This is a genomic window from Chryseobacterium soldanellicola, from assembly GCF_900100115.1.
Classification (GTDB): Bacteria; Bacteroidota; Bacteroidia; order Flavobacteriales; family Weeksellaceae; genus Chryseobacterium; species Chryseobacterium soldanellicola.
This window is the reverse complement of the sequence record NZ_FNKL01000003.1, coordinates 866,005-890,725: the sequence shown is the minus strand read 5'-3', so window position 1 is coordinate 890,725 and position 24,721 is coordinate 866,005. Positions and strand designations below refer to the sequence as shown.

The 24,721-nt window shown below is 36.7% G+C and carries 16 protein-coding genes; 11 read left to right on the top strand and 5 right to left on the bottom strand.

Annotated elements, in window-relative coordinates:
• Positions 1 to 13: 13 nt before the first annotated feature.
• The 6 genes from rlmD (at position 14) to BLT04_RS13445 (ending at position 16,075) form a co-directional block, all read left to right on the top strand.
• A complete protein-coding gene (gene rlmD, locus BLT04_RS13470) occupies positions 14 to 1,420 on the top strand; it encodes a 23S rRNA (uracil(1939)-C(5))-methyltransferase RlmD (RefSeq protein ID WP_089756295.1) in 1,407 nt (468 codons plus the stop codon).
• Positions 1,421 to 1,697: 277 nt separating this feature from the next.
• A complete protein-coding gene (locus BLT04_RS13465) occupies positions 1,698 to 2,174 on the top strand; it encodes a DUF6452 family protein (RefSeq protein ID WP_089756445.1) in 477 nt (158 codons plus the stop codon).
• Positions 2,140 to 2,811, top strand: coding sequence for a DUF6048 family protein (locus BLT04_RS13460; RefSeq protein ID WP_089756294.1), 672 nt, complete (start codon positions 2,140 to 2,142; stop codon positions 2,809 to 2,811). The genes BLT04_RS13465 and BLT04_RS13460 overlap by 35 nt, the downstream gene beginning before the upstream one ends.
• 318 nt (positions 2,812 to 3,129) lie before the next feature.
• Positions 3,130 to 6,048 (top strand): reprolysin-like metallopeptidase, encoded by a 2,919-nt coding sequence (locus tag BLT04_RS13455; RefSeq protein WP_089756444.1) that lies wholly within the window; start codon positions 3,130 to 3,132, stop codon positions 6,046 to 6,048.
• 295 nt (positions 6,049 to 6,343) lie between these two features.
• Positions 6,344 to 9,316, top strand: a complete 2,973-nt coding sequence (locus BLT04_RS13450) for a reprolysin-like metallopeptidase (RefSeq protein ID WP_089756293.1) — start codon at positions 6,344 to 6,346, stop codon at positions 9,314 to 9,316.
• A gap of 300 nt (positions 9,317 to 9,616) precedes the next feature.
• Positions 9,617 to 16,075, top strand: a complete 6,459-nt coding sequence (locus BLT04_RS13445) for a GEVED domain-containing protein (protein ID WP_089756292.1) — start codon at positions 9,617 to 9,619, stop codon at positions 16,073 to 16,075.
• A gap of 116 nt (positions 16,076 to 16,191) precedes the next feature.
• On the opposite strand, the gene coaE is transcribed toward BLT04_RS13445, so the two are convergent.
• The 5 genes from coaE to ruvB are packed head-to-tail and all read right to left on the bottom strand — an operon-like array spanning position 16,192 to position 19,960.
• Entirely contained in the window at positions 16,192 to 16,827 is a 636-nt protein-coding gene (gene coaE, locus BLT04_RS13440) for a dephospho-CoA kinase (protein ID WP_089756291.1), read from the bottom strand.
• An 8-nt stretch (positions 16,828 to 16,835) separates the two neighbouring features.
• Positions 16,836 to 17,702: an MBL fold metallo-hydrolase gene (locus BLT04_RS13435; RefSeq protein ID WP_089756290.1), complete on the bottom strand. Its 867-nt coding sequence runs from the start codon at positions 17,700 to 17,702 to the stop codon at positions 16,836 to 16,838.
• An 11-nt stretch (positions 17,703 to 17,713) separates the two neighbouring features.
• Positions 17,714 to 18,325, bottom strand: a complete 612-nt coding sequence (locus BLT04_RS13430; protein ID WP_089756289.1) for an FMN-binding negative transcriptional regulator — start codon at positions 18,323 to 18,325, stop codon at positions 17,714 to 17,716.
• Positions 18,325 to 18,933 carry a tetratricopeptide repeat protein gene (locus tag BLT04_RS13425; protein WP_139166247.1) on the bottom strand — a complete coding sequence of 203 codons (609 nt, stop codon included), beginning with the start codon at positions 18,931 to 18,933 and terminating at the stop codon, positions 18,325 to 18,327. The genes BLT04_RS13430 and BLT04_RS13425 overlap by 1 nt, the downstream gene beginning before the upstream one ends.
• 4 nt (positions 18,934 to 18,937) lie before the next feature.
• Complete coding sequence (gene ruvB, locus BLT04_RS13420; protein WP_089756287.1) at positions 18,938 to 19,960, bottom strand: Holliday junction branch migration DNA helicase RuvB; 1,023 nt, start codon at positions 19,958 to 19,960, stop codon at positions 18,938 to 18,940.
• An 86-nt stretch (positions 19,961 to 20,046) separates the two neighbouring features.
• On the opposite strand from ruvB, the gene BLT04_RS13415 reads away from it, so the two are divergent.
• The 5 genes from BLT04_RS13415 to BLT04_RS13395 all read left to right on the top strand — a co-directional run bounded on the left by BLT04_RS13415 (position 20,047) and on the right by BLT04_RS13395 (position 24,695).
• A complete protein-coding gene (locus BLT04_RS13415; RefSeq protein ID WP_228421950.1) occupies positions 20,047 to 20,502 on the top strand; it encodes a four helix bundle protein in 456 nt (151 codons plus the stop codon).
• 29 nt (positions 20,503 to 20,531) lie between these two features.
• The gene (gene hutI, locus BLT04_RS13410; RefSeq protein WP_089756286.1) at positions 20,532 to 21,755 is read left to right on the top strand and encodes an imidazolonepropionase; all 1,224 of its coding nucleotides are present in this window, start codon (positions 20,532 to 20,534) and stop codon (positions 21,753 to 21,755) included.
• Positions 21,756 to 21,823: 68 nt separating this feature from the next.
• On the top strand, positions 21,824 to 22,147 hold the full coding sequence (locus BLT04_RS13405) for a GIY-YIG nuclease family protein (protein WP_317040695.1): 324 nt from the start codon (positions 21,824 to 21,826) through the stop codon (positions 22,145 to 22,147).
• A gap of 192 nt (positions 22,148 to 22,339) precedes the next feature.
• The gene (gene hutG / locus BLT04_RS13400) at positions 22,340 to 23,263 is read left to right on the top strand and encodes a formimidoylglutamase (RefSeq protein WP_089756285.1); all 924 of its coding nucleotides are present in this window, start codon (positions 22,340 to 22,342) and stop codon (positions 23,261 to 23,263) included.
• Between the two features lie 139 nt (positions 23,264 to 23,402).
• Complete coding sequence (locus BLT04_RS13395) at positions 23,403 to 24,695, top strand: NAD-dependent succinate-semialdehyde dehydrogenase (protein WP_089756284.1); 1,293 nt, start codon at positions 23,403 to 23,405, stop codon at positions 24,693 to 24,695.
• Positions 24,696 to 24,721 lie beyond the last annotated feature (26 nt).

Genomic DNA, 24,721 nt, shown 5'->3' with positions numbered 1-24,721 from the left:
TAGAAAGTTACGAATGAAAAAGAAGAAGAATCTCATTCTTGAAAATATCAGGCTTGTAAATGCAGGAGCAAAGGGCGTGGCAATCGGCAAAACTGAAGAAGGAAAAACGGTGCTCGTTTCAGGAGCAATTCCCGGAGATGTTGTGAATGTCAGAGTGAAGAAAGCAAAGTCTAAATATTATGAAGGAGAGGCTGCAGAAGTGTTGGTAAAATCACCTTTCAGAGTAGAGCCCAGATGCATTCATTTTGGGGTTTGCGGTGGTTGCAAATGGCAGAATATGAGCTATGAAAAGCAGCTTGATTTTAAGCAGGAAGAAGTGTATAATAATATTAAAAGAATCGGTGGAATTGATGATTTTGAGACCGTTCCGATTTTGGGTTCAGAAGAGCAGTATTTCTACAGAAATAAAATGGAATTCTCTTTTTCCAATGCTCGTTGGCTGACGCAATATGAGATCAGCTCTGAAGAAAATTTCGGCAGCAAAGATGCGCTTGGTTTCCATATTCCGGGAATGTGGAGCAAGATTTTAGATCTTAAAGAATGCTTCTTGCAAGAAGATCCGTCGAATGCTATTCGTTTGGCTGTGAAGAACTTCGGAGTAGAAAATGGCTTAGACTTTTTCGATGTCAGAAATCAGGAAGGTTTTTTGAGAACTTTAATGATGAGACAGAATTCCAAAGGGGAATGGATGGTTCTTTTCCAATTATACAGGGAGGAAAAAGAAAACAGAGAAAAGCTTTTCAATTATTTGCTGGAGAATTTCCCGCAAATTAAAACACTGGTTTATGCGATTAATCCCAAACCCAATGATTCCATCTATGATTTAGACGTTACTGTTTATTTCGGAGAAGGCTTTTTAATGGAAGAAATGGATGGTTTGAAATTTAAAATCGGTCCCAAATCATTTTTCCAGACCAATTATAAGCAAGCGTTGGAATTGTACAGAAAAACGCTTGAATTTGCTGATTTAAAAGGGGATGAAATAGTTTACGATTTATATACAGGAACCGGCACGATTGCCCAATATGTTGCCAGAAATGCAAAACACGTTATCGGGATAGAATCTGTACAGGAAGCCATCAATGCAGCTATAGAACATGCTGAGTTAAACGGACTTACCAATACGACATTCTATTGCGGGGATATGAAAAATGTCTTTAATGATGAATTTTTAGAAAATCATCCGAAAGCAGACGTTTTAATTACCGATCCGCCAAGAGATGGAATGCACCAGAAGGTTGTAGAGCAGATTCTGAAGCTTGCTCCCGAAAAAGTGGTGTATGTAAGCTGTAATTCTGCAACCCAGGCAAGAGATCTGGCGTTAATGAAGGATCATTATACATTAGTGAAAATTTTACCGGTAGATATGTTCCCGCAGACACATCACGTGGAAAATATCGCGTTACTGGTTAAAAAATAATTTATTTAAATTTGAATCATAAATCTAAATCCATCTGACCAAAATAAAAAACAAAAATATGCAGATGAAATATTTTAAATTTCTCTTATTCATCGGCTTTTTAGGAATGCTTTGCTCTTGTGGAAGCGATGATGATATGTGAAAATTTTACCGGTAGATATGTTCCCGCAGACACATCACGTGGAAAATATCGCGTTACTGGTTAAAAAATAATTTATTTAAATTTGAATCATAAATCTAAATCCATCTGACCAAAATAAAAAACAAAAATATGCAGATGAAATATTTTAAATTTCTCTTATTCATCGGCTTTTTAGGAATGCTTTGCTCTTGTGGAAGCGATGATGATATCTGTGAAAGCGGCGAAGGGACACCCAGAATGAAGATCAGATTTAAAACCTTTGATACTCAGAAGCTTAAAAAGGTCGATACTTTATATGTCTACGCAGATTATGGTTCCGGAAAGGTAGATCTCGGCAAAAAAATACAGGTAGATTCTGTTATTGTGCCCTTGCGTGTGGACGATTCTCCCTATACGGATCTGTATTTTAAAACCAGAATTAACGGAAATCTTTCGCAGGTAAGAGTAAATTATAGCACAACAGCAACTTACGTTTCTCCCGGATGCGGAATTAAAAAGACGTATCAAAATTTAAATTCAGTATTGGTAACAAATAACCCTGTTTTACAGCTGGAAGCAGGTCAAAATCAAATAGAGAATGAAGACAAGACTAATCTTTATCTTCTTTTTTAGTGTTTTAAGTATGTTGAGCTTTGCTCAGGAGAAAAAAACTGCAGAAAAGGAAGTAAAAAAAGAAAAATGGAAGTACGAGCCTAATTTCATGGTCGGTGTTGACGTTCTAAATGCAGGAGCTTCGTTTTTTGGAGACCGCAAACTGTATCAGGGATTTATTTCTTCCAGGATTAAAGGTGATATTCACGGAATAATAGAAGCAGGAGTTGAGAAAAATATTTATCAGAAAAACAGCTATGACGCCAAAGCCAGTGGCCCTTTTCTGAAGCTGGGAGCTATTTATATGCTTGCTAAAGACCGTGAAAACGATTTCAACGGTTTTTATGCCGGAGGAAAAGTTGCGGGGTCATTTTACACCCAGGAATATATGGCAATTCCGGTTCGTGGATTCGGAGGCAGCAATGCTTCTGTTGCTTATCCGTCGTCCTCGCAGTCTAGTTTTTGGCTGGAAGGAGCAATTGGGGGAAGGGTTCAGTTATTTGAGTCAAATTTTTACATTGATGTAAATCTTCAGCCTAAATATCTTATTTACACAACAAAACAGGAAAATATCCAGCCTATGATTGTTCCGGGTTTTGGAAGAAGCTCTTCAAAATTTGCAATGGGCTTTGCCTGGAATATTGCATATAAATTTTAGTTTTTGTTGTTGTTTTATTCAAAGTTAAACGATTTAAACATTCCGAATGTTAATTTTTTAAATATATAGCTCCTTATTGTAAGGAGTTTTTTTTATACTTAAAGAGTTTGATGAAGTTTAATTTTTTAATGCTAAATCGATAAAGAAGAAATATATTTTAAATTACTCTCTTTTATGGGATTTTTTTACGGTTCAAAGAGTCTATATTTTATTAATGTTTATCATTTTTGTGGCGGATTTTATTAGCCTATCCTTAGTGCGCTGTTGCTTTGCTGTTTCGTAGTATCTACTTTTATGAAATTAAAAAAGATGATATTTATGAAAAAAATTATTACTGTCTTTTTATGTAGTTTTGGGGTCTCGGCTTTTGCACAATGGACACCGGCTACATTTCAGAGAAAATCGACCGAGGAATTTACGCAGGTTCGAGGATATTATAAGCTGGATCTTAATAAAATCAGGGAACAGCTTAAAAATGCTCAGGAAACCGGGCCTAATTCTAAATCTGTAGAAATTTCTTTACCTACATTAAATGGTAAAATAGAAAAATTCGCAGTTTATAGCTTTCCGGTTGTTGTGAAAGAACTGGCGGATCAGTATCAATTGGGCTCGTATGTAGGAGTCGGGATTGACGACCCTACGAAATACCTTAGATTTTCTGTTGCTCCGAATGATTTTCAGTCAATGATTATTAAAGATGGAAGCTATGAATTTATAGAACCTCAGAATGCAGATAAAACTGTTTATGGAGTTCACCCAAGAACAAATAACCGCAAAGAAGGATTTGTGTGCTCAACAAAAGAAAACGCATTATCTAAAGCAGAAATTAAAAAGCTTTATGAGAATGGAAAATCATTTGTGAATCAACCGACAAATTTTGCAAAGTCCTCTGACAAAAAATACAGAACCATGCGGCTCGCGTTGTCTGTAACAGGCGAGTATACTGCTTTTCACGGAGGAACAGTTGCCGGAGCTTTAGCCGCAATGAATGCTACAATGACCAGGGTGAATGGTGTTTATGAAAAAGATTTTGCATTACATTTAAATATTCAAAATTTTCCGGGAATCATTTATACCAATGCGGCGACTGATCCGTATTCCGGAAATTTAAATCTAGAATTACAACAGAACCTTACAACAAATGTTGGTGATGCCAATTATGATATCGGGCACTTATTTAATGCTGCCGGAAACGACGGAAATGCCGGATGTATTGGCTGTATATGTACCAATCCGACTACAGCAGAGCCTGAAGGTAAAGGTTCCGGATTTACTCAAACGGGAGCTCCACAGGGTGATTATTTTGATATTGATTTTGTGTCGCATGAAATGGGACATCAGATAGGAGCAGAACATACTCATTCATTTAGATTGGAAGGAGGTACCATACAAATGGAGCCAGGTTCTGGATCTACAATTATGGGTTATGCAGGTATTACGGGCCCGAATACTGATGTTCAGCCACATTCTGATGCTTATTTCCATACAGCTAATATTGTACAGGTGCAGGCTAATTTGACAAGTACAACTTGTGATGTAGAAACGCCAATCACAAATAACCCACCTGTAATTACGGCTTTACCTACTTATAATATTCCTAAAGGAACGGCATTTGTTTTAACGGCTTCTGCAACAGATCCTGAAAATGACCCGATGACATATACCTGGGAAGAAGTAGATAATACAAGTGTTATTATTAATAAAAATAATTTAGGAACGACTGCAACCGGAGCTTCATTCAGATCTTTTACTCCTACTACCAACCCGACAAGATATTTTCCAATGCTTTCATCTGTGATGAATGGTGTGCTGAATAATAGCGGAAATACATGGGAATCTGTTTCAATGGTTCCAAGAACAACTAAATTTGCGGTAACAGTAAGAGATAACAACCCTACAGCCAATCAACAGCAGACTCAGTATGCTGAGCAAACAATTGTTGTGGGAAACAACGGACCTTTTAAAATTAACACGCAGTATGCAACTCACACAGTACCCACTATCATTGATTGGGATGCTGCGGGAACAACGGCTGCACCTTATAGTGTTGCTAACGTAAAAATTGATTATACAACAGATAACGGTACAACTTGGACCGTTGTTTCTGCTTCAACTGCAAATGACGGATCAGAAAATATTACGCTTCCTGCATCGTTAAACAATCAGACAATCAAATTAAGAATTTCTGCAATCGGAAACGTATTTTATGCGGTAAAATCTATTAGCATAAGTACTTTTGCGGTTTGTGACGGTACTGCTCCAACAGGAGTAGCTGTAACAGGTATTACTGCAACTGATGCTACTGTAAACTGGGCACCAATTTCTGGAGCTACTTATATTATTCGTTATAAAAAATTAACAGATACTACTTGGCAACAAACAACATCTACATCACCTACTGTAACATTGTCAGGGTTAACTGCCGCTACTGCTTACGAGGTACAGGTAGCAGCTGTTTGTTCAGGAACTCCTGGCACTTACTCGGCTTCAACGAATTTTACAACATTAGGTCTTACTTATTGTGCTGTTGCTTCTGCTAATGCAACTGATGACTATATCGCTAATGTTACACTAGCGAACATAAATAATTCATCATCTGCGAGTACTTACACCAGTTATGTAGCAAACTCAGCATTACAAATCAATTTGATTAAAGGTTCAGGTTATACATTAACAGTTACAAAAGGATGGCTAAGCGGAACAGGACCTTATCCTGAAGCAATATCAGCCTGGATAGACTTTAATAGAAACGGAACATTTGAAGATGCTGAAATAATTCTTACATCACCAGTTACTACCGCATCATCAACTCCTGCTACCGCAAACTTTACGGTTCCTGCAACTGCCGTTACAGATTTAGGTCTTAGAATGCGTGTAGGTATGTTATATGCAACTCAAACTGGGGTTGGTATTACAAATCCTTGTGGTACTTATAATACCTATGGTGAGTTTGAAGATTATAATGTAGTTGTTTCAGATGTTTTGGGTACGAATGATCTTAGTAGTGCTCAAGACGGTATCCAATTGTATCCAAACCCTGCATCAGATGTTTTAAATATTACTAAAGTTTCTGACAAAGCTTCTTATAAGATTTATAGCGCAGCTGGTCAGTTAGTAGGAAACGGAACTGTTTCCGGAGGTAAAATCAATGTTTCATCTTTAATTAAAGGGGTGTATATGATTACAATCGATGATAAAGGAAAAGCAACGTTTAATTCTAAATTCATTAAGAAGTAATAAAATACTTTAAAATATTCGAAAAATCCCCGGAAAATTAATTCCGGGGATTTTTTTATTTTAACTAAAAACCCTGAAATTCAATGATAATGAGAATTATTTTCTTCAATCTTTATAATAAAATGAAAATAGATGTATGATTTTCAAAACCTTTTCTATTGAAAAATGTTGTTTCTGATCTTAAATTTATACATATGTTTTAACATTGTTAATAATTATTTAAAATATAGCGAATATTTTTTGGGGGTTAGAAAATGTATGGCTATTTTTGGCAAGTTAAAAATAGTTATATTACATGAAAAAACTTATTACTGTTTTATTTTGTAGTTTGATAGGTGGTACTGCCTTTGCGCAGTGGACCCCGACTACAGTTAAAAAAGGGATGACAGATTTGCCATCTATTGCAGATAGTTATAGTTATTTCAAGTTGGATCTTAATAAAATTAAGGAACAACTTAGAAATGCTCAGGAAACTGGACCAAATGCTAAATCAGTAGAAATTTCTTTACCAACTTTAGATGGTAAAATAGAAAGATTTGCAGTTTATAGCTTTCCGGTAGTTGTGAAAGAATTGGCGGACCAATATCAATTGGGATCGTATGTGGGTGTTGGAATTGATGATCCTTCAAAAACTTTAAGATTCTCAGTGGCTCCTAACGATTTCCAGTCAATGATTATCAAAAACGGAAGCTATGAATTTATTGAGCCAACAGATAATACTAAGACCGTTTATAAAGTTCATGCTAAGTCCAAGCGTACAGAAGGTAAGAGCTTCCTTTGTAGCACGACAGAAAGTCCTGCTGCCGTAAATGATATTAATGATCTTTACAAGCAAGGAAGTACATTCTCTAACCAGACAAATAACTTCTCAAAAAATTCTGACAAAAAGTACAGAACAATGAGATTGGTAATGTCTGTTACGGGTGAATATACTGCTTTTCACGGAGGAACACTTGCAGGAGCACTAGCTGCGATCAATGCAACGCTTACAAGAGTAAATGGTGTATTTGAGAAAGATTTTGCTTTACATTTAAATTTACAAAACTATCCAGCTGTTATTTATCTAGATGCAGCTACTGACCCATATTCACCAGCGGCAACAGGTGCGGCAGGTGCTTGGAATCAACAGTTACAAACTACATTAACTGCAAACGTAGGTAACGAAAATTATGACATCGGTCACTTATTCGGTGCTTCAGGTGGTGGTGGTAATGCAGGATGTATCGGTTGTGTTTGTATCAACCCGACGACTGCGGTGCCTAAAGGTAAAGGTTCCGGATATACTTCTCCTGCTGACGGTATTCCTCAGGGAGATAATTTTGATATTGACTATGTAGCTCACGAAATGGGGCACCAGTTAGGTGGTAACCATACATTCTCTCACGCACTGGAAGGTTCAGGAGTAAATGTAGAGCCTGGTTCAGGTACAACAATTATGGGATATGCTGGTATTACTGGTCCTACAACTGATGTTCAGCCACACTCTGATGCTTATTTCCATATTGCAAGTATTAAGCAAATTCAGGCTAACCTAATTAGCAAAACTTGTGACGTAGAAACTAATATTACAAATAACCCGCCTGTAATTACAGCTTTACCTACTTATAATATTCCTAAAGGAACAGCGTTCGTTTTAACAGCTTCAGTTACTGATCCTGAAAACGATCCGATGACGTACACTTGGGAAGAAATGGATGATGCAAGTGTTCTTATCAATAGCTCAAATCTTGGTACAACTTCTACAGGTGCTTCGTTCAGATCAGTTGTTCCTACAACCAGCCCTACAAGATATTTTCCTAAATTATCTTCAGTTTTGGCAGGAGTTCTAAATAACTCAAACAACGGTTGGGAATCTGTTTCTATGGTTCCGAGAACAACTAAATTTACGATCACAGCAAGAGATAACAATCCGGCAGCCAATCAACAGCAGACTCAGTACGCTGATCAGACTATTGTTGTAGGAAATGAAGGACCATTTAAAGTTAATACACAATATGCTTCTCATACAGTACCTACTACCATTGAGTGGGATGCTGCGGGAACAACGGCTGCACCATATAATGTTGCTAACGTAAAAATTGATTATACAACAGATAACGGTACAACTTGGACGGTTGCTTCTGCTTCAACAGCAAATGACGGATCAGAAAGTATTACACTTCCTTCATCATTAAACAATCAGACGATTAAATTAAGAATTTCTGCAATCGGAAACGTATTTTATGCAGTAAAATCTATTAGCGTAAGTACTCTTGCAGTTTGTGACGGATCTGCACCTACAAACGTAACAGTAAGTAACATTACTGCGGGTGGGGCCACTATAAACTGGGCGCCTATCTCTGGAGCTACTTATATTATCCGTTATAAAAAATTAACAGATACTACTTGGCAACAAACTACATCTACTTCACCTACTGTAAATATAACAGGTTTAACTGACGGTACTGCTTACGAGGTACAGGTAGCGGCTGTTTGTTCAGGAACTCCTGGAACTTATTCAGCTTCAACAAACTTCTCAACTACGGCGGTAGCTTACTGTACAGCTGCAAGTACAAGTGGCCAGTTTAATTATATTTCTAATGTAACATTGGCTACTGTCAATAATACAACAGTAGGAACTACATATTCAGACTTTACTGCTAATCCGGCGTTGCAACCTCTATTGCTGGCCAATAGTGCAAACAATTCAATAAGTGTTTCTCTTACTACAACTGTTTCTGGTGCTTCAGTTAACGGAATGGCCGTATGGATAGATTATAACAAAAACGGAACATTTGAAGCTTCTGAAAGAGTTTTAAATATGCCTGTAACTGCTTTGCCGGTTGGAACTACACCTAAAACGGGAACATTTACAGTGCCTTCAACAGCGTTAACAAATACGCCGTTAAGAATGAGAGTAGTTACTGTTTTAATTAACCCGACAAACGTAGGTCTTTCTATTCCGGATTCTTTCGCATGTGGATCTTTCCCGAATGGTGAAGTTGAAGACTATAACGTAGTGGTGGTAACTAACTTAGGTACAAGTGATCTTGCTAATACTAAGGATGGTATCCAATTGTATCCAAACCCTGCAACAGACGTGTTGAATATTACTAAAGTTTCTGACAAAGCTTCTTATAAGATTTATAGCGCAGCTGGTCAGCTAGTAGGAAACGGAACTGTTTCTGGAGGTAAAATCAATGTTTCTTCTTTAATTAAAGGAGTATATATGATTACAATCGATGATAAAGGAAAACAAACATTCAATTCTAAATTCATCAAGAAGTAATAAAATACTTTAAAATATTCAAAGATCCCCGGAATTAATTTTCCGGGGATTTTTTTATTGTTTTAATTTTTAAATAGCTAGAGTAATAACAGTGAATAGCTTTAAAAGATAAAATTTAGCACGAAATAATCGTTTGGTTTAATTTATATGTGATGATAAGGTCTTTCATAGAATTTTTTTTTATTCTGAAATCTTAAAATGATTAATTATCAAATTTTCACAAAAATTTTGTTTCGAGTTACAAATTAATAACAAAAAATGATTAGATTTGTGTAATTAATATAATATATTGAGAAAGTTATGAAGAAAAAATTTACTTCTTTCTTTTTCCTCTTATTGTTTGCGATTACCAGTGCACAGTGGAGTCCTACGACATTCAGGGGAGAAAAAATCAGAGGAAGTTCTGAAATTAAGAACTATTACTCTCTAGACATTTCTTTACTAAAGTCTCAATTGGCAAAAGCACAGGAGACGGGCAAAAACGCAAAGCCCGTTACCATTTCATTGCCAACTTTGGAAGGGAAAATTGAAAGGTTTGCCGTTTACAGCTTTCCGGTTGTAGTAAAAGAGCTCGCGAACCAATACCAATTAGGATCTTATGTAGGGGTCGGGATCGATGATCCGGGCAAATACCTGAGATTTAGTTTAGCGCCTGATGATTTTCAGTCAATGATTATCAAAGACGGCAAATCCGAGTTCATAGAACCGGCAGACAAAATGAAAACGGTTTACGGCGTGCACCCGAAAACGGATAAGAGTAGTGAAGGTTTCTTATGCTCTATGAACGAAGACAGACTATCCAAACAAGAGATAGAAAATCTTTACACGACAGGAAAAGCATTTAATAATCAAACATTTAATTTCTCAAAGAATTCTGACAAAAAGTACAGAACAATGAGATTGGCGATGTCTGTAACAGGAGAATATACCCAATATTTTGGGGGAACTGTTGCGGGAGCTTTAACGGCTATTAATGCAACTCTTACAAGAGTAAACGGTGTATTTGAAAAAGATTTCGCATTACACTTAGATTTACAAAACTTTCCGAGTGTAATTTATACCAATGCGGCTACGGATCCTTACTCACCTGCAGCACAGATGAATAACTGGAATTCAGAGCTTCAGCAAACGCTTACTGCAAATGTCGGAAATGCCAATTATGATATTGGGCATTTATTCGGTGCTTCAGGAGGTGGAGGTAACGCCGGATGTATCGGTTGCGTTTGCGTAAACCCTACAACAGGTGTACCAAACGGTAAAGGTTCAGGATTTACTTCTCCTGCAGATGGTATTCCTCAGGGAGATAATTTTGATATCGACTATGTTGCTCACGAGATGGGTCACCAGTTAGGAGGTAATCACACGTTCTCACACGCTCTTGAAGGAGCTGGTGTCAACCAGGAACCGGGTTCAGGTTCTACTATTATGGGGTATGCAGGGATTACAGGCCCGAACACTGATGTTCAGCCTCACTCTGATCCTTATTTTCATATTGCCAGCATCAAGCAGGTTCAGGCTAATTTAATTAGCAAGACTTGTGATATTGAAACGCCAATCACAAATAACCCACCTGTAATTACGGCTTTACCTACTTATAATATTCCTAAAGGAACGGCATTCGTTTTAACGGCTTCTGCAACAGATCCTGAAAACGATCCGATGACGTATACCTGGGAAGAAGTAGATAATGCAAGTGTTACGATTAATAAAAATAACTTAGGAACAACTGCAACTGGAGCTTCATTCAGATCTTTTAATCCTACAACAAACCCAACAAGATATTTTCCAAAATTAGCTTCAGTTCTGGCTGGAGTTTTAAATAATTCAAATAACGGCTGGGAATCTGTTTCAACAGTTGCAAGAACGACCAAGTTCGCAGTAACAGTAAGAGACAACAATCCGGCAGCCAATCAGCAGCAAACTCAGTTTGCCGAGCAGACAATTATTGTCGGAAATGATGGTCCGTTTAAAGTAACGACAGCTACAGCTTATAATAATGGTCCGACGACTATTACCTGGGATGTGGTAAATACAACAGCTGCACCTTACAGTGTTGCCAATGTAAAAATCGATTATACAACAGATAACGGGGTAACGTGGACAGTTCTTTCCCCTTCTACAGCTAATGACGGTAGTGAATCTTTAACATTTGCAGCTTTAGGTGCAATTGGTTCTACGGTTAAAATCAGAGTGGCTGCTGTCGGTAACGTATTTTATGCTATCGGTAATGCAACGGTTGCAAGCTTAGCGTCTTGTACAAGTGCACCGCCAACAGGTGTTGTTGTTTCTGCAATTACTCAGACGGGAGCTACTGTTTCTTGGGCAGCTTCTGCAGGTGCTACTTATGTTATACAATATCGTCCTGTAGGAAGTACAACGTGGATTACGGTGACTTCAGCTACAAATACAATCAACCTTACAGGTTTAACAGATGGTATTCAGTATGAAGTACAGGTAGCTAATGTATGTTCCGGTACTCAGGGTACATTCTCTGCTTCTACGAACTTTACAACTCCGGGGCTTACTTACTGTACAATGACGTCCAGTAACTTTGCTTCAGAATATATTTCTAACGTTACGGTAACTCCTACCGGTGCTGCTGTAATGAGCAATAACTCTGTAGGATCTACTTATACGGATTATAGTACTACACCAAGTGCTTTAGTTAATTTGGTGATCGGTTCTGCAAACAATACAATTTCTGTTACTAAATTCTTCCCTGGCACTATTTGGAGCGAGGCAGTAGGAGTTTGGATTGACTTTAACAGAAACGGTGTATTTGAAGCTTCAGAACAGGTAATGAATACTCCAAGTAACACGACTACTCCTGTTACGGCTACATTCAACGTTCCTGCAACGGCTTACAACGGGCCTTCAACGACAAGAATGAGGGTTGCAATGAGATACAGCACTTCACCAGTGATGTGTCAAAGCTTTGGGGATGGTGAGGTAGAGGATTATGCTGTTAAATTAATTCAGCCGATCCCATGTACAAGTAACGCGCCATTAAATCTTAGTGTAACCAACATTACAGCAACTTCTGCTTATGTAATGTGGGATCCTGCAGTAGGGGCTACTTATATTTTACAATATAGAGAAGTAGGAAGCACAACCTGGATACCTGTTCCTTTAACATCGAATGCGTATACTATTACAGGTTTAACAGAATCTACTCAGTATGAAGTTCAGGTAGCTTATATTTGTTCAGGAACTACGGGTACATTTACTGCACCTTTCCAATTTACAACTCCTGCGGTAACATATTGTAATAATACTCCTACAACAAATACCAACGGATATATTTCTAATGTTACCATTGCACCTACCAACTCATATGTAATGAGTAATGATTCAGGAGCAAATACTTATACAAATTATTCTGCAGATCCTGCGAAGCTAATTACATTAGTTCGTACCTCTACAGGTAACTCTATTTCTGTAAGCAAATCTTGGCCGACAAGCACGCAAAATTCATTAGCTGTCGGAGCATGGATTGATTTTAACAGAAACGGTATCTTCGAAACAGCAGAAAGAGTAATCAGTACTACTGCAAGTACTACAACTCCTATTACAGCTACATTCACTGTTCCTGCTACGTCTTACAATGGTCCTTTAACGCTTAGAATGAGAGTGATTTTCTCTACTTCTACGATTACAGACCCTTGTGCTACTGTTGCTAATGGTGAAATTGAAGATTATGCAGTGAAAATTGTTGATCTTCAGGGATGTACTACTGCTGCGCCTACGCCGATCGTGGTTTCAAACGTTACGGCTTCTACAGCGTTAGTTTCTTGGTTAAATGCTACAGGTGCCACTTATACTTTAAGATATAAAGCAGTAGCTTCACCAACCTGGATTGTTGTAAACCCTGCAACAAATCCTTATACTATTACAAGTTTAAATGCAACAACTCAGTATGAGGTGCAGGTTGCTACAATTTGTGGTGGTACTACAGGTCCGTGGTCAAGTTCTATTACTTTTACGACACCTGCGATCACTTATTGTAACTCTGGTACTGCAACTGTAACTGATGCTTTCATCAATAACATTACAGTAACGGGTGCCAACACACCTATGATGTCGAATAACTCAGGTCCTAGTACTTATACAGATTATTCTACTGATTTAACTAAGACTGTGACATTGGCTCGTAGCTCTACGAACAATGTGCTTTCTGTAGGAAGAACAATCTTGTCAGGAACATATTCTACATATGCGTGGATAGATTTCAACGGTGATGGTATCTTTAATAATAACCCATCTACAGTTGCCGGGGGCGAAAGAATAATGAATTTAGGTTATTCTTCAACAACTCCGGTTACTGCAAACTTTAACGTTCCAGCAAACGCATATAACGGAACCAATAAAGTTAAAATGCGTGTTATCGTATATTTCTTAACTCCTGCTGATGCCTGCTCAGTATTGACAAGCAATGGTGAGGTTGAGGATTATTTAGTGAAATTTGTAGACGTTCAGCCTTGTACTACAGCTCCTCCAACGAATATTGTGGTAGGAAATATTGCTGCAACTACCGCTACAGTTTCTTGGCTTTCTTCTACAGGAGCTACTTATTTAGTAAGATGGAGAACCACTTCGCCGGTAGGTGTTTGGAATACCTCTCCAACGGTAACAGGAAACAGCTACAACATTACCGGACTTACTGAGCAAACTGCTTATGAAGTACAGGTAGCAACGATTTGTGGTGGCGTTACAGGCGCATGGTCTGCTTCTACACTATTCACAACAACACCTATTACCTATTGTAATATGACAGGTACGGGGACTACAGATTTTATTTCTAATGTTACCATTAATCCTGTAAACTTAGGTCTTCCTGTGATGAGCAATACATCAGTACAGACCAACTATATCAGCTATACAACACCTGCAACCCTTGTTAATTTAGACATTGGGTCAACAGGTAATAAAATCACTGTAGCTAAAGGATGGAGTGCTGCCACTCAAAGTGATGCCGTATCTGCATGGATTGACTTTAACAGAAACGGTGTATTTGAATCTACAGAACAGATTCTTGCTTCTGCATCAAGTACAACAACGCCTGTAAATGCATTATTCAACGTACCTTCAACTGCTTATAACGGGCCGTTGACAACGACAATGAGAGTTGTATTAAAACGTTCATCGGCTCCGGTAATGTGCCAGAATGCGGTAAACGGTGAGGTGGAAGATTATGCAGTAAGATTAAGACCTTGTGCTACCACAACACCAAATGCTCCTACATTTACTGCTGTTACGCATAACTCAGCTACGGTTAACTGGACGGCAGGAACCGGTAACTTAAGTTATTTGGTACAGTACAGAGTTCTTGGAACAACAACATGGACGGATGTATACGCATCAACGCTTCTAGGAAACGTTCCGCTTAACTTAACAGGCTTAATTCCTGCTACAACTTACGAAGTTCAGATTGCTGCCGTTTGTAGTAATACGCCAGGTACATTTACAGCAATTAAGACATTCACTACGAGATGTGATCCTACTCCTCCAAGTGTTGCAATCAGCAATATTACAACAAACTCGGCGGTAGTTACCTGGACACCTCTTGTACCTAGTGCAACGTATGTAATGAGATACAGAGAAGTGGGAACTGCAACCTGGATTCAGGTTAATTTACCTGCGCCTCCGGCTAATACTTATACTCTTCCAGGTTTAAATCCTTATACTACTTATGAAGTACAGGTTGCGAATATCTGTAACGGTGAGACTACAATTAACCCTTGGTCTAACCCTAAAGTATTTACTACGGAAAGAACGTGCGAATTACCTCCTCCGGGATTAACGATTACTAACCTTACGCCTACAACAGCAGTAGTGGTTTGGGATCCGTTCCCGGGAGCAACTTATATCCTGAGATATAGAAAAGTGGGTATTCCGAGCTGGACAACAATTCCGGTAGCGACAAATACTTTAACGTTAACAGGTTTAACCGAAATGACTAAGTATGAAATGCAGGTTGTAAATGTTTGTAACGGTACTCCGGGTACTTACACTCAGCCTTATTTCTTCACTACGCCAACAGTTATTTACTGTCAGCAGTCATCTGCGAGCTCAGCAAATGCTTCAATTTCTAAAGTAACTGTAAAACCAACAGGTAAACCAGTTATGGAAAATGCTTCAGGACCGTCAACTTATACGGATTTTACGGGTAATCCTGCAACATTTATTGAATTAGTTCAAGGTTCTACAGGAAACGAAATTTCTATTGAAAAACAATTGTCCGGTACTGCTGCCAATGCAGGTATCGCGGTATGGATCGATTTCAACAGAAACGGATACTTTGATATCAACGAAAGAGTATACTCTTCACCGCCAAACAGCACAACCCCTGTTTCAGGAACGTTCAGCGTACCGGCAGATGCTTTTGTAAGCATGACTGATTACAAATATGTTGTAATGAGAGTAGCTTTATCGAAAGACAATATTCCTGTAAACTGTACAAGTTTCCAAGATGGTGAAGTAGAAGATTATACGGTGAGAATTTCTAAACAGGCAGTTCAGAACCCAATTAATCAAACAGATATCTTGATTTATCCTAACCCTGTAAAATCAGTATTGTACGTGAAAAACATTAGCAAAAGAGCTAATCATAAGATCTACAATGCTGCAGGACAGCTTGTGTCTAGCGGGATTATCTTAAACAACAAGATTGATGTAAGCGCACTGATAAATGGAGTTTATGTAATAGACATCCAAGATGGTGAGGCAGTATCTATTCAGAAGAAATTCATCAAAGAATAATACGTAATCATTAACTTTTAAATAGAATAAGCTCTCAGAAATGAGAGCTTATTTTTTATTTTAATCTTACATCAAGCACAAAAAAACTCGCCGGAAAGTTCTGACGAGTTTTATTTTTATTCTATATCGAAGATGATTCGTTCGGTTTGTTCCTTTAAATCTTCCAGATTTGTATTGTTATAAATAATGCAGTCCGCAAGTTTGATCTTATCTTTTTCAGGCATCTGCTTTTCCATGACGGCTTCCACTTCGCGGTAGGTTTTCCCGTCCCGGTCCATGACTCTTTTAGTTCTGATATTATCTTCGGCAGTTACCAGAACAGATTTATAACAATCCTTATTGAGCTTTAATTCAAACAATAAGGCTGTTTCTTTAAAAATCAGATATTTGGTCTGCTGCTTTACCCAATTTTCAAAATCTATCCGTACAGCAGGATGGATGATTTCATTTAAGCTATGAAGTAAATCTTTATCGTTAAAAACCTTTTCAGCCACAAATTTTCTATTATAAAGACCTTTTTCATCATAAGATTCTTCACCCAGAAGTTCTTTGATTTTTAGCTTTACATCTTCATTATCATTAACGATCGTTTTTGCTCTGTCATCCGAATAATAAACCGGAAATCCGAATTCTTCAATAAATTTTGCAACCGTAGTTTTCCCTGAACCGATGCCTCCTGTTAAACCGATGATTTTTGAAGCATATGATGGCTCCGGCTCAGCTTTCAGTGTTTCTGAATGTAGTTCTTCCATAATTAAAATTAATATCCAAAAACATCATTAAAACTAAAAGTCTCATCAAGTCTCACTCCTTTTTCGGTCATTTTCAGACTGGCCAATTCGTGATGAGCATCATGTTCGAAAAACAATAAATAGTCATTATCAATACATTGCTTCAGAAATTTTGCTTTTTCCTCAACCGTTAAAAGAGGTCTTGTATCATATCCCATCACATAAACCGGATTGATATGTCCTGAGGTAGGAATCAAATCTGCTGCAAAAACAATTGTTTTTTCCTGGTATTGAATAACCGGCAACATTTGTTTTTCGGTATGCCCGTCAACAAAAATGACATCCATTTTTAAATCAGGTACAAAACCGTAATTTCCCGTTTTCGGAAGCGGTAAAAAGCTCAATTGGCCACTTTCCTGCATCGGAAGGATATTTTCTTTTAAAAAGCTTGCTTTTTCTCTCGGATTTGGTTCTGTCGCCCATTTCCAGTGATTTTCATTCGTCCAGAACTGGGCATTTTTGAAGGCCGGTCTGTAGCCTGTTTTGTCGTCGTTCCATTCAATAGCACCGCCGCAATGATCGAAATGAAGGTGAGTTAAGAAAACATCAGTGATATCTTCTTTCACAAAACCGTATTTTTTTAAGTTTTTATCTAAATTATCATCTCCCCAAAGCGAGTAGTGGCCGAAGAATTTATCATCCTGCTTGTTTCCAAGGCCGCAATCGATCAGGATTAATTTTTTTCCGTCTTCAATCAATAAAGAGCGGGTTCCCAGTTCAATTAAATTTCTTTCGTCTGCCGGGTTTGTTTTTTCCCACAGACTCTTTGGGACGACTCCAAACATTGCGCCGCCGTCCAGCTTAAATTTTCCACATTGTATAGGATATAATTTCATATATATTTTGATTATTTTTTAATTGATTTCATTTTTTCAGCGATTTTTCTTCCGTTATCATCCGAATTTTCAAGATTTGAAATGATATTCCGGAAATCTGCCTCTTTTCTGTTTTGTGAAAGCTTTTGTTTGATAAAAATCTCAGTCGGGGTTATTTTTAAGCCAAAAGCACCTTTCATTTCCTTTTCAACAAATTCTTTTCCCATATTTTCTACCATTACTGGACATTTTTGGGATTTCTCATATTTTGAAGTTAATTTTTCCAGATGATTGTAAAGCTCATCGTGATTCATTAACTCTACTTTTCCGTAGATCTGAACGGCTTCATAATTCCAGGTTGAAACATTGATATGGTCATACCAGCTGCTCGAAATATAAGTATGCGCTCCAAGGAAATCACAAAGAACTTCATCTCCGTTTTTCAATATTTTCGATTGCGGATTGGCTTTGGAAATATGAGTTTCAATATAAATATTTTCGGGATCATCTTCATTCAGGATCATCATTGAATGGGTTGCCCTTATTTTATCGACCGAAGAAATTAATAAAGCAAAAGCATTTTCTCTGATGATTTCTTTCATCAAATTATAGTCTTCGCTTTTATATAATTTAGGTATGAACATTAATTACAGTTGTTTTTCTGTGTACTCATCAATTTTTCATCATTATTTCCTAAGGAAATAGATTTTTCAAAATCTTTACAAGCTTCATTCTTTTTACTTATGGATAAATAAATTTTTCCTCTTTCAAAATAAGCATTGGGATCATCAACTTTACTCAAATAATAATTTAAATCATCTAATGCATCATTATTTTTATTTAATCTTACTTTTAACATTCCTCTATTAAAATAATTCTTATTAAAATTTTCATTGAGTAAAATTGCTTTATCCAAATCATTTAAAGCCAGATCATTTTTACCTTTTTGGCTATATGCAAAACCTCTTAATGTATATAATTTATCATCCTTATTTCCAAGGTTTTCAGAATTTATGAAATCTTTTATGGAATTGTCATAATCTTTCAACAAATTATAGCATAATCCTCTGGCAAAATATGATTCAGTGATATTCTCATTTTTATTGATTGATTCTGTGAAGATATCTATAGCTTTTTGTAAGTTTCCAATTCTCATTTCATTTTTACCTTTTTCTAAAAAAGTATTACTTTGAGCATTGCAGATTATGCTATTGAATATTATTATAAATAGTAAGATTAAATATTTTTTCATTTGATTAAAACAATTCTCCCGGCTTTCTAGGTATCGCAATATTTAAATGTTTATACGCTTTTTCAGTAACTTCCCGGCCTCTCGGAGTTCTGATAATAAATCCTTCCTGAATTAAAAACGGCTCATAAACTTCTTCCAGAGTTTCCGGATTTTCCGCAATTGATGTTGCCAACGCCGAAATTCCTACCGGTTTTCCTTTAAAATTTTCAATCATGACGCGCATGATTTTATTATCCATTTCATCCAAACCGAATTCATCGACATTTAATGAATTTAAGGCATATTTTGTAATGTTGATCTCAATTTCACCGTTTCCTTTTATTTCAGCAAAATCACGGACTCTTCTCAAAAGAGCATTTGCAATTCTGGGCGTTCCACGGCTTCTTCTTGCAATTTCAATGGCTGCATCTTCATAAATTTTCACACCCAAAACCCTTGCGCTTCTTTGAATAATCATTGATAAAAGCTCAATGGTATAATATTCCAGCCTGCTTTGAATCCCGAATCTTGCCAGCATCGGTTTTGTCAGCATTCCGCTTCGGGTTGTCGCGCCGACCAGTGTAAAAGGATTTAATGCGATCTGAACACTTCTCGCATTCGGACCGCTTTCCAGCATGATATCGATTTTATAGTCTTCCATCGCAGAATATAAATATTCTTCTACAATAGGCGATAAACGGTGAATTTCATCAATAAATAGCACATCGTTTTCTTCCAGATTGGTCAATAATCCGGCTAAGCTTCCGGGTTTGTCCAATACAGGCCCTGAAGTAATTTTACAATTAACTCCAAGCTCATTGGCAATAATGTTTGCTAAAGTTGTTTTACCCAAACCTGGCGGACCGTGCAGCAAAACATGGTCAAGAGCACCTCCGCGTTTCTTTGCAGCGGTCACAAAAACCTCAAGATTTTCAAGGGTTTTTCTTTGTCCAGCAAAATCTTTAAAGCTCTGAGGACGGATCTGGTCTTCCTGCATGAGCTCTTCATGGGAATAGTTTTCTCTGTCTGGATGTAAAAAATCTGGCATTAATTCTATTTCATTTACTTCAAAGATAAGGAAAATTGAGGTTAAGATTAAGGTTGAGATTGAGATTCTTTGAGGTTGAAATTTAAGTGAGTGCAAAGATTGAAAACGAGACTCTGTATGACTTAAATGATTGGGATATTTTAAGTATTTTTGAAAGAGAAAAAGTAATTAATAAATTGATAAAAGATTTTACTGAAATGCCTGTGTGGCAAAAGGCAATGGATATTGCTGAACGATGTTTCCACATATCTGATAATTTACCAAAAAAAGAAGATTACGCACTTACTTCTCAATTAAGAAGGTCTGCGCAAAGTATTTCCGCAAATATTGCTGAAGGTTTTGGGAGAAGAACGGCAAAGGATAAAAGTAGATTCTATGATATTTCCAGAGGTTCAGCTTTTGAAACAAAAAGCCATCTGATATATGGAAACAGAGTAAAATATTTTTCAGAACAAGAGTGTTTAGAAATACAAAAATTGATTGGAGAAGTAGTACATGATTTAAACAAAATAACAAATCGTCTTAATAGCGGTCAACCTTAATCTAAACCTTAGCCTAAACCTTAAAACTAATGAAATTAATTGGTCCTTTCAAGCAAGTCGTGACACTTGCCAACCTTCCGTTAAGAGGAAAATTATCAGACGAGCAACTTGAGATCATCGCAGATGCAGGAATTTTAATTGATAACGAAAAAATTCAAAAAGTTGGTAATTTCGAGATATTAAAATCTGAATATCAAAATATTGAAATTGAAACGGTCGAAGGCGAGCAGATCGTTCTTCCCGCTTTTGTAGATTCTCACACGCATATTTGTTTCGGTGGAAACCGTGCGAATGATTTTGCAATGAGAAATGCAGGTAAAACATATCTTGAAATTGCAGAAAATGGCGGTGGAATCTGGAGTTCCGTTCAACATACAAGAAATGCTTCAGAAGAAGAATTATTAAAAACTTTACTGAAAAGAATCGATTTCCTGATTTCTTTGGGAATCACAACGATTGAAGTGAAAAGCGGTTATGGTCTAGATGTAGAAAATGAGCTGAAAATGCTTAGAATGATTAAAAAAGCACAGGAACAGACAAAAGCTACTTTGGTTCCGACCTGTCTTTCTGCGCACTTGAAACCAAGAGATTTTGAAGGAAACAATCAGGAATATTTAAACTACATCATCACCGAAATTTTACCAAAAGTAAAAGAAGAAAACTTAGCAAAACGCGTTGATATTTTCATTGAAAAATCAGCTTTCCAGCCTGAAGAAAGTAAAGAGTTTTTGCTTAAAACTAAAGATTTAGGTTTTGAAATTACCGTTCATGCAGACCAATTCACGCCAGGAAGCTCAAGAATCGCTGTTGAAGTCGGTGCAAAATCTGCAGATCATTTAGAAGCTACAATTGATGAAGATATTGAGTTTTTAGCTGAGTCAAATACCGTTGCGACAGCTTTACCGGGAGCAAGTCTGGGGTTAGGAGAAAAATTTACTCCGGCTCGGAAACTATTAGATGCAGGAGCGATTTTAGCGATTGCGAGCGACTGGAATCCGGGGTCTGCGCCGATGGGAAATTTAATTACGCAGGCTTCAATTTTAGCAACATTTGAAAAATTAACGACAGCAGAAGTTTTGGCAGGAATGACTTTCCGTTCGGCTTTTGCGCTTGGTTTGCAAGATAGAGGAAAACTGGAAAATGGCTTGAAAGCAGACTTTGTGACCTTTAAAACAAATAATTTTCAGAATGTTTTATATAATCAGGGAAGCTTAAAGGCTGAGAATGTTTATATTGACGGGAATAAAATTTAATTGTAGTTTCAGTTTGACAATCGTTGATATTGTTACATCTTTGTCATGCTGAAAGCATCTAAACACAAATGATAAAGATAATGATTGAATTAAATGACGGGATTTATAAATTTTATGTCTACATTTTAACTAATAAAAGCAGAAGAGTTTTATATACGGGAGTTACAAATAATCTACATCTTAGATTAGCACAACATAAAAATAAGATTAATCCCAATAGTTTTACAGCAAAATATAATACTTGTTTTCTAATTTATTACGAAAGTTTTGGTTGGATACAAAAGGCTATTGAACGAGAAAAAGAAATAAAGCTTTTGAAACGGGACAACAAATTTAAATTAATAAGGAACTTTAATCCAAACTTAGAATTTTTAAATTATCTATTCCAATAAATTATCTAGTTGTTGCGGATTAGATGAATACAATTAATTGTTTAATAAAGTTGTTTAGATCCTTTCAGGATGACAAAGTGTGTGGTTTTTGCTGTGATTATTTAATAAATTTACACTTTTTATTATCCTGAAAGGATCTAAATAGTTGAAAGGCATCCTCTAAAAGAAATTTTCATATAAAGTATATTAATAATGAAAAACAATATCTGGCAAGGAAGATTAGATGGTGAAGAACTTCTTTATCATAGAATATTCCAGAGAGTTAAAGAAGAAAAAAATTACGATATTATTTCAACTAAAGATTTCGTTTTACACGGATTTGCGGTAGATGAGGGCGTAAGAAGAAATAAGGGAAGGCAAGGGGCAAAAGATGCTCCGGATGTTATCAGGAAAAATATGTCAAATTTTCCGGTAATATTTCCTGATTTCTCGTTACTTGATTTCGGAAATCTTACCTGTGAAGACCAAAATCTTGAAAATACCCAGAACGAGCTTGCAAAAAATGTTTCCAAAGTTCTTTTGAAAAACGGGAAATCTCTTGTCTTAGGAGGCGGACATGAAGTTACGTATGCCCATTATTTAGGAGTAAAAACTGCTTTTCCAGAACAGAAAATCGGAATTATTAATATTGATGCCCATTTCGATAACAGACAACCCGAAAATGGAGTAGAGTCAAGCTCAGGAACCGGTTTTTGGCAAATTGCTCAGGAAGGTGAAATTAATTCGTTACATATCGGAATTCAAAGAAATTCAAACACATTGAAATTATTTGATACCGCTCATCAATTCGGAATGAAATATATTCTTGCAGACGAATTATTCTTTGAAAATCTTCCCTCAATTTATGAAAGAATCGATGAATTATTTAATAGTGTAGATTATGTATATCTGACAATTTGCATGGATGTTTTCAACGCCTCTATTGCGCCGGGAGTTTCAGCAGCAGCCTACAACGGAATTTTTGCAGATTCGACTTTTATGCATTTTTACAGACATATTTTAAAGAACGAAAAACTCATCGCACTCGATGTGGCAGAGGTAAATCCTTCGTTTGATATTCAGGAGAGAACAGCTAGATTGGCCGCATGTCTTGTGAATGAGTGGTTTATGATTTAAATAGAAAATTATATTTTTCCGATAGAGAAAATCACTATTTTATTTAACCTAAAGGAATAAAATTTGTTGCTTTCATCATGCTTTTAAGAGAAAAGCATTTATAAATTCAACCTGTTTGAATTTAAACTAATTTTACAATATGGAACAATCAATTGAGAATAAACTCATTAAAGCTGATCAGGCTTTTTCTGAATGGAAAAAAGTACCATTTGAAGAAAGACAAATATTACTGAGAAAAGCGGCGGAAATTTTAAAGGCAAATTCTGAGAAATTTGGTAAAATAATTACCACAGAAATGAATAAACCCATTTCACAATCGATCGCTGAGGTCGAAAAATGTGCTTTAATGCTGAATTATTACGCTGATGCGGAAAATGTTTTAAAGCCAGAAACTGTAGATTCTGAATATAATTATTCTGAAATCCATTTTATCCCGAAAGGGGTAATTTTAGGAGTTATGCCCTGGAATTTTCCTTTCTGGCAAGTACTGAGATTTGCAGTTCCTGCGATTTTATCGGGAAATACCGTTGTTTTAAAGCACGCTTCAATCTGTTTCGGAAGTGGAAATGCCATTGAAGAAGTATTATTGGAAGCAGGTTTTCCAGTCGGTGTTTTCCAGAATCTGGAAATTGGTCATAAAGATGTAAAAGAAGTTTTAGAGCATAAAGCAATAAAAGGAGTAAGCTTAACCGGAAGTGAAAAAGCAGGTGCTGAAGTGGCTTCCATCGCTGGAAAAAACATCAAAAAATCTCTGCTTGAATTGGGTGGAAGTGATGCTTTTATCGTTTTAAATGATGCTGATTTAGATGAAGCTGCGAAAGTCGGGGCAAAAGCGAGACTTCAGAATTGTGGTCAAACCTGTGTTGCCGCGAAAAGATTTATCATTGAAGAACAAATTGAAGATGAATTTTTACCGAAATTCATAGAAGAATATAAAAAATTCATTCCAGCTGATCCGATGAATAAAGAAACGCAAATCAGTGGAATGGCAAGACCGGATTTAGCAGACGATCTTGAAAATCAATTTAAAAAAGCCCTAGAAAACGGTGCTGAAATTATCATTCCGTTAGAGAGAATTTCTGATACAGAATTTACTCCGGGTTTAATAAGAGTGAAGGAAGGGAATCCTATTTTGCAGGAAGAATTATTCGGACCTTTGGGAATGGTGATGATTGCAAAAGACGATGCAGAAGCTTTAAGATTTGCCAATGATATTCCTTTCGGACTTTCAAATTCTGTCTGGACTAAAGATAAGGACCGCCAACTATTTTTCATTGAAAACCTGGAATCAGGAACGGTAAATATCAATAGAATGACAAGCTCTGACCCACGTTTTCCGTTTGGAGGAACGAAAAGCTCAGGATACGGTACCGAACTTTCATTAATTGCATTAAAAGAATTTGTAACTCCAAAAACTATTGTAGGAAATTAATTTTCTTACGTTTAAACATAAAAAAA